We start from the raw sequence: 6,173 nt of genomic DNA, 5'->3' as shown, positions 1-6,173 counted from the left end.
CGCCGACGCCGCCGGGGACGGCACCACCGGGTCGTCCCAGCAGCCGACGAGCATCCGGTAGGTGGCCGAGCGGGTCATCAACTGTTCGTGCGTCCCCACCAGCGGCTCGTCGCCGTCGAGGACCAACACCCGTCCGGCCCGCAACGCGGAGCTGATCCGGTGCGCGATCACGACGAGGGTGCCGGGCCGCCGGGCGAAGGCAGCCTCGACCGTCGCTTCCAGCGCCGGGTCCAGGTGGCAGGTCGCCTCGTCGAGGACCACCAGCGGGGCGGGTGCCAGCCAGGCCCGGACCGCCGCGATGAGCTGCCGCTCGCCGGCGGAGAGCAGGGCCGGCGCGACCGGCGCGTCCAGGCCGCCCAGGCGGGTCGCCAGAGGACGCGCGCCGAGCGTGTCGAGGGCGACCTCCAGCGCGTCGTCGTCGGCGTCCGGCCGGAGGTAGCGGATGTTGTCGGCGAGACTGCCGGTGAAGACGTACGCCTCCTGGGGCACCAGCACTCGCATCCGGGCGAGGACGGCCGGCTCGATGTCGGCGACCCTCGTGCCGGCCAGGTGGACCGTTCCTGCCTGCGGCGGCACCAGTCCGGCCATCAGGGAGGCCAGTGTGGACTTGCCCGCACCGCTCGGGCCGATCACGGCGAGATGGTCCCGGTCGGCCAGTGTCAGCGAGAAGTTCCGCAGGACGGGCCGGGCGCGCGGGCCGTAGCCGAAGGTCAGTCCCCGGACCTCGACGGCTGCCGGACGATCGGCAGAGGCTGCGGGTGGTCGGCAGCGAGGCATCCGGGCGGTGAGGGCTGGCGGGCGCGGGTCGTCGGAGACCGGACAGGTGCGAAGGATGTTCTCCAGGGTGACCGCGTAGCGCAGCCCGCCTCCGCCGAGGCCCTGCACCAGGGTGTGCAGGGCGGGTTGCAGTCCGGTGGAGACGTAGATCAGCGCGCCCAGCACCGCGCCGGCGGTGAGACCACGCTCGACCAGCCACGGGGCGGTCACCATCAGCACCAGCAGTGGCAGCCAGCCGCCGATGCCGAGGCTGAGGCTGCGGATCGCCGCCATCCGGGCGAGCATGCGTTCGGCGGCGGCCTGCGCCGACACCCAACGTTCCACCTCCGCCGACACGCGTGTCTGGGCGCCGCAGGCCAGCACGTCACGGTGAGCGGCCAGGGCGGTCGCCGCGGACTGGCCGAGCTGTTCACCGGCCCGGACGTAGGCGCGCTGGTGCGTGACCATCGACGGCAGCGCGGCGAGGAACACGACCAGACCGGCGACCAGCGGGGCGAACGCCAGCGCCGCCACCACCGGCGCCAGCGCGAGCAGGCCGAGCAGGGCCGCGCCAGCGGAGAAGAGGAAGCCGCGGGTCACCATCAGCAGACCGGCGAAGGTATCGCGGACGATCTCCATCTGGTGGGTCAGCCGGGTCACGGCGGCGCTGTCCGGGCGGCCACCCGCTCTGGTGGCGTCGCGGAGCGCACCCCGGATCACCTGGGCGGCCACCTCGTCGCGGAACGGCTCGACCACGGCGCCGAGGCTCCGGTACGTCCGGCCGGTGGCCGCCGCGCCGACCAGCACGGCCACGGCGAGGACCCCCAACCAGGCCAGGCCGGTGAGGAGACGTCCGGCCAGAAAACCCTCGTCGACGGCGCGGGCGACCAGATAGCCGGCGAGCAGCGCGGGCAGCGACTCGACAAGCGACCAGCCGCCGAGCCCGGCGAGTTCCCACCGACGGGCCCGCAGCGCCCGCCAGGTCACCCGGCGTACGCCGGGACGGCTCACGACCCACCGCCGGCCGGCTGGAAGACGGCACGGTAGTCCGGGTCGGCCCACAGTTGCCGGTGCGGTGCCAGGCCGCGCAGCCGACCGCCGTCCAGCCAGGCGACGAGGTCGGCCGCCGCGGCCGCCGCGGTCCGGTAGGTGACCACCAGTCGGGTACGCCCCCCGGCGTGCCCGAGAACCGCCTCGGTGATCCGGTGTTCGGTCGCGGTGTCGAGATTGGACATCGCGTCGTCCAGGATGAGCAGCCGCTCGGCGGCGAACGCGCGGGCCAGGCCGATGCGTTGGGTCTCGCCCCCGGAGAGCGGTGTGTCCACCAGCGGAGTGCGGTAACCGCCGGGCAGACGCTCGATCACGTCGGCGACCGCCGCCATCCGGGCCGCCCGCAGAACCGCCGGTGTGGCCGGGCTCCGATCGGCCGGCGGCACCGCCGAATCGACCGGCAGCGCCAAGCCGATCGCGTCGTGGACGGTCACGCCGATCAGCACCGGCCGGTCGAAGGCGTAGCCGACGGCCCGGCGCAGCGCCACCGCGTCGAGGTCCCGCAGCGGCACCCCGTCGAGGAGCACCTCACCGCGGTCGGGGTCGTACAGGCGTCCCGCCACGGCAGCCAGGGTCGACTTGCCGGCACCGGACGCTCCGACGACGGCCACTGTCGCGCCGGCCGGCACGTCCAGGTCGACGCCGTCCAGGACGGGTCGCCCGTCGTCGGCGTGCACGCATACCCCACGCAGTCGCAGGGCGCCGCCGCCGGGTGGCAGGGGCCGATCGCCCACCGACGTGGTGGGCTGTGTCAGCAGCTCGGCGACCCGGTGTGCTCCCGCGCGGCTGCGGACCAGGTGGTTCAGGGTGGCGAGCACCGCACCGAGCCCGGCGCCCATGGCCGCGTACCGGACCGCGGCGACCAGTTCACCCGGTGTGAGCCAGCCTGCGGTCAGGGCGTACCCGCCGACCGCGATGACGCTCAGGTTCAGCAGCGGCGCCACGGCCGAGGTGCGCGCACTCGCCCGGGCCAGCAGTCCCCAGGTACGCCGGCCGTGCCGGTCCAGCTCCGGTAGGGCCGCCAGCACCCGGTCCTCCTCGCGGCGGGTGGTGCCGGCGGCGGCGATGGTCCGGGCACCGGTCAGCGACTCCAACAGCCGGCCGGCGATGCTGCCGAGGACCCGTTGGTACCCGGCGGTCGCGGTCGAGGCGTCGGCCACGAAGGCGCGCATGAGGACGGCGAGCAGGCCGAGACCGGCGAGCAGGGTGACTCCGAGGACCGGTTCCATGATGGCGAGCGCGACGACGCTGCCGAGCGGCGGAAGCACCGCCACGATGGCCAGCACCACCGCGTTGCCGGCTTGTCCCGTGTCGGCGGCCTGGCCGACCAGTCGGCCGACGAGGTCACCCACCGGGTACCGGCGGGTGGCGCGGACGTCCACGGCGAACAGGTGACGCAGGAGACGCCGGCGCAGCCCGGCGGTGGCGCGCGCCGCACCGAACCCGCTGGCCAGGTCCGTCAGGGTGTCGACGCAGATGAGGACGACGACAAGGGCGCCGGCGGACACCGCCCACCAGGCGGAGCCGGCGTCGAGGGCGGCGTCGACGGCGCGGCCGAGGACCGCGGGGAGCAACAGTTCGGCGGCCGCGCCGAGCAGCGCGACCGCCGCGAGCGCGGCCGTCCAGCCGCCGCCCGCCAGGACCGTCTGCCGCAGCAGCCTGTCCCCCGCGGCGAACGTCGGCATCGGTCCTCCCGTTGGTACACGGATGCCCTGGGTGGGCACGTCTACCCACCCAGGGCCCACGTGTGCGTGGATCAGTTGCAGGTCGTGACGGAGAGCGAGCTGTCGCCGCAGAGCAGCAGGCTCGCCCGGCTACCGCCACCGGTACGGTCGGCCGGAGCCATCTCCAGGCCCTGGAGGTCCAGAAGTGCCATGTCGTTCACCTCCCTTCCATCCGTTCGCCGATCGGGTCGCCCCCGCTGTCGCGAGGGAGTCTGTCCGCGCCCGGCAGGGGCGCGAGAAAGGGCAGCGCCGGCGGCTGGTCGTGCCGCGCGCGGGCCAGCGCGTACAGCACGCCGGCGGTGCCGGTGCCGAAGTCCATGGAGAGGCGCAGCAACTGCTCACCGGGGAAGGCGGTCCCTTCCCGGTACGGCAGCGCGTGCCAGGCCAGCCGGTCCACCTGTGCGCGAAGTTCGAGGCGGTCGGCGGCGTCGGTCGAGGCGGCGAGGTAGGCGATGATGCCGGCCCGGCCGGCGAAGAGCCCGGACTGCGCGTAGAACGGTGAGCGCGCCGCGAGGCGGACTCCCGCGCTCGCCTCGACGAACTGCTCGTCGGCCCGGTGACGCAGGTACTGGTCGAGGACCAGCCCGATCCCGACACTGCCGTGCGCCAGGTAGGGCATGGTGCGCCAGCCCTCATTGACCTCCAGCGCACCGTCGGGGCGCAGCACACACCGGCGCAGATCCTGACGCAGAGCCGTGGCGGCGTGCGCTAGCAACTCGTCGTCGCCGCTGAGCTCGTAGAGCCGCACCAGCATCAGCGCCGGTCCGGTCCGGCCCCGCAGCAGCCCGGCGTACGGGTTTCGTCCGCCGCTGACGTCCGGGCCCGGGTCGTCGGCGAGCTGCCGAATCACACGCTCGGCGGCCCGCCACGCGGCGTCGTACAGCGACAGCTCCCCGGTACGCGTGGCCATCTCGGCCAGGTTGAGCGCGATCCCGGACAGTCCGCTGGCCAGGCTGTGGTCGAGCCCGTCGAGGGGTTCCCGCAGGCAGATGTCGACAACGTCCAGCGCGTCCTGCCGGCGTCCGAGGTGAGCGAGGGCGTAGGCGACGCCATGCAGCCCGTCGTAGAAGCCGCAGCGGGTGCCGGACGGGGGCGATGTCGCCCGCCGCACCAGCCACTCTTCGTGCTCGGGCCACCGTCCGGCGCCGCTCTTGTCGAGCGCGTGCAGCACTCCTGCCGCCCCGTGGGCGAGGTTGAGGCCGCCGCTGCGGAACTGCTCGATGTCACCGGGGAAGAGCCGGTCGTCGCGTTCGGGGGTGGCGCTGGCCAGGATCGCCGTCGTCAACCGGTCCCGCGAGGTGGGCCAATCGGCGGCGCGGAGATTCCCTCGCGGGTTTGCGGTGACACGCGGCTCACCGGTGATCTCCTCGACCGCCGGATCGAGGAAGGACCTCGGCACCGGGAAGTTCGCGGCGATGATGTCGGCCAGGTGAGTCACCTTCGCCGGGGCGAGCCGGACGAGCTGGGTCAGTGGCAGGAACAGCGCCAGCCGCAGGCACGCCAGGGCGTACCGGTCGACAGCGGGTCCGCTGCGGTCTCTCGGGGCCGCGAAGCCCTGGTTGCGCAGCCCGGGTCGGCGGTGCCCGGCGATCGGGGCGGCCACCTCGAAGTCGACCAGGGCGACCCGGTCGTCCGGCCGGATCATGATGTTGAACAGGTGCAGGTCCCCGTAGACCAGGCCGCGTTCGTGGATCGCCGCCACGACGGATTCGACCTGCTCGTAGGTCTGGCGGGCCCACCGGGCGTACTCCGCCCGGTCGCCGTCGGTCGCGTCGGCGTCGATCAGCGGGTACCGGTCGACCAGCACCTTGTTCAGCGGTCGGCCCTCGATGAACTCGAGCGCGAGGAACCGGTGCTCGCCGAGGACGAACTCGTCGTGCACCCGAGGCACCTGCGGCAGGTCGGCGAGTTTCCGCAGGGCCTGCGCCTCACGGGCCAGCCGGGCGACGGCGTCGGTGCCGTCGGCGTCCAGGCCGGCATGCGGCCGGGCCTCCTTGAGCACCACCTCGGTGTCGGTACGCAGGTCCCTGCCCACGTACAGCCCGCCGCCGTTCGAGAAGTGGATCACCCGTTCGATCCGGTACGGCACCTCGTTGGTGCTGGTGTCGTTGCGGGCGGCCAGGTGCGGGCCGAGGAAGTCGGGCAGCGTGACCCAGGCGGGTACGTGGAAGACGGGCTCGCGGCGGTCGGGCACCAGCGTGCCGGAGTCGTCCTCGATCGCCGGCACCACCTGACCGTCGGGTGAGTGGCAGTAGCGGGCGGCGAAGCCGCCGTAGCGCACGTGGACCGGGCCGGCGCCGTAGCGGAGGTCACTGAGGATGTACGGCCCGGTCTCGCCGGTCAGCAGCTCGTCGAGTTCCTTGCAGGCCAGCTCCAGCTCCGCGTCGTCGCGCGGATAGACGGTGACGAACTTGCCGCTGGCGGCCCGGGCGGCGTACTTGGAGTTGCGCAGCAGCAGCGTGCGCGGCCCGCGCAGGAACTTGAAGGACAGGCCGCGGGGGACGCAGTAGTTCCAGACCGCGTCCAGCACCCGCTCGGCGTTCGCCAGACCGGCCGAGACATGAATCTTCCAGCCCTGCTGCGGCAGCGAGCCGCCGTCCGGCGCGTAGATCAGCCAGTCGTCGAGTGGCTCACGACGCCAGC

At 73.8% G+C, this 6,173-nt stretch carries 4 protein-coding genes; all 4 read right to left on the bottom strand.

Annotation, left to right across the window (positions count from 1 at the left end; genetic code table 11):
- On the bottom strand, nucleotides 1-1,767 hold a 1,767-nt coding region (locus AB0B48_RS31340), incomplete at its 3' end, for an ABC transporter ATP-binding protein (RefSeq protein WP_357207895.1).
- The gene (locus AB0B48_RS31335; protein WP_357207893.1) at nucleotides 1,764-3,491 is read right to left on the bottom strand and encodes an ABC transporter ATP-binding protein; all 1,728 of its coding nucleotides are present in this window, start codon (nucleotides 3,489-3,491) and stop codon (nucleotides 1,764-1,766) included. The genes AB0B48_RS31340 and AB0B48_RS31335, both read right to left, overlap by 4 nt.
- 71 nt (nucleotides 3,492-3,562) lie before the next feature.
- Nucleotides 3,563-3,682, bottom strand: a complete 120-nt coding sequence (locus AB0B48_RS31330) for a SapB/AmfS family lanthipeptide (RefSeq protein ID WP_013734295.1) — start codon at nucleotides 3,680-3,682, stop codon at nucleotides 3,563-3,565.
- A gap of 5 nt (nucleotides 3,683-3,687) precedes the next feature.
- Nucleotides 3,688-6,173: class III lanthionine synthetase LanKC (gene lanKC, locus AB0B48_RS31325; protein WP_357207891.1), on the bottom strand; the 2,486-nt coding region annotated here is incomplete at its 5' end.

The organism is Micromonospora sp. NPDC049089 (genome assembly GCF_040648775.1).
GTDB lineage: Bacteria > Actinomycetota > Actinomycetes > Mycobacteriales > Micromonosporaceae > Micromonospora.
Note: the sequence above shows the minus strand (reverse complement) of the source record. Positions and strands in the feature narration are given on the sequence as shown.